General features: G+C 64.8%; 2 protein-coding genes. Both read left to right on the plus strand.

Annotation, left to right across the window (positions count from 1 at the left end):
• A partial coding sequence (gene catA / locus MHM85_RS18245) for a catechol 1,2-dioxygenase (RefSeq protein WP_275443629.1) occupies positions 1-957 on the plus strand: 957 nt, incomplete at its 5' end.
• A gap of 80 nt (positions 958-1037) precedes the next feature.
• The coding region (locus tag MHM85_RS18250; protein WP_239286586.1) for a Rieske 2Fe-2S domain-containing protein at positions 1038-1612 on the plus strand (575 nt) is incomplete at its 3' end.

Raw genomic sequence — 1612 nt, forward strand, 5'->3', positions numbered from 1 at the left:
GACACGCCCGAGGTTCAAGACTTTCTCAACGCCGTGGCCGGCCTGGACCAGGCAGGCGGCAACGACCGCGCCAAGCAGATCGTGCATCGCCTGGTGGGCGACCTGTTCAAACTGATCGACGACTTCGATGTCACCGAAGAAGAGTATTGGGCCGCCGTGAACCTGCTCAACGCGCTGGGTAGCCAGACCCAGTTCGGCCTGCTCTCGCCGGGGCTGGGGTTCGACCACTTCCTCGACATGCGCCACGACGCCATCGACGCCGAAGCCAAGCGCACCGGCGGCACCCCGCGCACCATCGAAGGCCCGCTCTACGTGGCCGGCGCCCCGGAAGCTGACGGCTACGCCCGGATGGACGACGGCAGCGATCCCGACGGCGAGACCATGTGGCTGACCGGCCAAGTGCGCGACGTGAACGGCCAGCCGATCCCCGGCGCCAAGGTCGAGATCTGGCACTGCAACTCTAAAGGCGGCTACTCGTTCTTCGACCCTTCCCAGGACGAGTACAACATGCGCCGCACGATCTATGCCGACCGCGACGGCCGCTACGCTGCTCGCAGCATCGTCCCGTCGGGCTACGGCGTGCCCGAAGGCGCCCCCACGGACGTCGTGCTCAAATCGCTGGGCCGCCACGGCCAGCGTCCGGCGCACATTCACTACTTCGTCTCGGCCCCCGGCCATCAACACCTGACGACTCAGATCAACCTCGCCGGTGACCCCTACACCTTCGACGACTTCGCCTTCGCCACGCGCGAAGAGCTGGTGGTGCCCGCCGAGCGCATCGACGACCCCGCCGAGATCGCCCAGCGCGATCTGGACGGCCCCTTCGCCCATGTGGTGTTCGATGTCGAGTTAGCGCCCACCGACGCCGCCGAGCTGCAGGTACGCCACGCCCGCCCCCGCGCCAAGGAAGACGAGCAGGACCTGGCCAGCCAACTGGCCGGTACGGCCAAGGTATAACCCCCTGTTTAAGAGGCGGGTCTTCCCCTTGGCCCGCCTTGACGCCCTAACAGCGCGACATCCTAACGAGGAGAGCGATCATGACCACACAGCTTGATCAACTCGAAGCCCGCGTGCGCGGAGCGGTACAAGACGACCCGGATCACGGCATTTTCCGCTGCCACCGCAGCATGTTCACCGACCCCGCCTTTTTCGAGCTGGAGATGAAGCACATCTTCGAAGGCAACTGGGTCTTTCTGGCCCACGAGAGCCAAGTGGCCGAGCCGGGCGACTACTTCACCACCACCGTTGGTCGTCAGCCGATCGTCATCACCCGCGACAAGCAGGGCGAGTTGCACGGCTTGATCAACGCCTGCGCCCACCGCGGTGCCACCCTATGCCGCCGCAAGCGCGGCAACAAAGGCACCTTCACTTGCCCGTTTCACGGCTGGACCTTCAAAAACGACGGCCAGCTGCTCAAAGCCAAAAACGAAAAGACCGGCGCCTACCCCGACCAGTTCAAGCAAGACGGCTCCCACAACCTCAAGCGCCTACCGCGCTTCGAGAACTACAAAGGCTTCCTGTTCGGCAGCCTCAGTGACGACGTCCAGCCCCTCGAGCAGCACCTGGGCGAAACCACCAAGGTCATCGACAACATCGTCGACCAAGCCCCCGA

The sequence above is a fragment of the Halomonas sp. McD50-4 genome, from assembly GCF_022348135.1.
In the GTDB taxonomy this organism is placed as follows: Bacteria; Pseudomonadota; Gammaproteobacteria; order Pseudomonadales; family Halomonadaceae; genus Vreelandella; species Vreelandella piezotolerans.